Here is a 980-nt window from a genome sequence, read left to right as displayed (position 1 = left end):
CCGGTGCCGGCGGCGACGGCGACCAGGCACACGAGCAATCCGGAAGTGAAACCCCGGTTCTTCATGAGCGAGGGCTTGATGAGCGGGTGGGTCGCGGTGCGCTGACGGTAGGCGAAGGCAGCGAAGAACAGGACGCCGACGACGATCGAGACGATCGGGATGACGCCCCAGCCGTTGGTCGAGCCCTCGATCAGGCCGTACAGGAGCCCGAGCATGGTAACCCCAAGCAGGCCGGAGGCCCAGCCGTCGACGACGGTGGACCGGTCGGCGTCGTCGTCACGCGGCAGGATCTTGACGGCCATGATCAGCCCGATAACGCCAAGAATGATGTTGATGAGGAAGATCGGGCGCCAGGACAGACCGAACACGTCGGCGCTGATGAGGAACCCGGCCAGGACCGGGCCGCCGACACTGGAGAGACTGAGAACCGGGCCGAACAGCCCGAACGCCTTGGCGAGCATGTCGCGGTCGAACGCTTTCGTCATGATCGCCATGCCTTGCGGGATGAGTAGAGCCCCGAACGCTCCTTGAGCAACCCGGGCGGCGATGAGCAGGGCCGGGTCAGGTGCGAACCCGGCGATTGCCGAGGCCAGGGTGAACCCGCCCATGCCGATCAGGAAAAGCCTGCGTTGGCCGAACTTGTCACCCAGCCGTCCGCCGACCACGAGCAGGACACCCATGGCGAGCATGTACGCCGGCCCCAACCACTTGATCAGGCTCTCACCGCCGTTGAGCTCGCCGGCGATGGTGGGGGCGGCGATGTTCGTGACTGTTGCATCGATCACGTCGAGGGCGTCGGCAACCAGCACCAGCCCCAGGATCGCCCATATCCGGCGGCTGGAGCGGCGTGTGGTGACTGTGCCCGGCTCCGTCAAGGTAGTCATGAGGAACGTCCTTCTCGGCTCCGTCGGGGCGCCCCTCCTGGGCGGCCTCTCACCCCCACTACGAACACCCCCGACCCGATCCGACACCGCCCACAA

At 66.4% G+C, this 980-nt stretch carries 1 protein-coding gene; it reads right to left on the bottom strand.

Annotated elements, in window-relative coordinates; all coding sequences use genetic code 11:
* Positions 1-884 (bottom strand): MFS transporter (locus tag ACTWPT_RS60055; RefSeq protein ID WP_443186490.1); only part of this gene is annotated, 884 nt, incomplete at its 3' end.
* Positions 885-980 lie beyond the last annotated feature (96 nt).

It is taken from the genome of Nonomuraea sp. 3N208 (genome assembly GCF_052245935.1).
Lineage (GTDB): Bacteria > Actinomycetota > Actinomycetes > Streptosporangiales > Streptosporangiaceae > Nonomuraea.
Note: the sequence above shows the minus strand (reverse complement) of the source record. Positions and strands in the feature narration are given on the sequence as shown.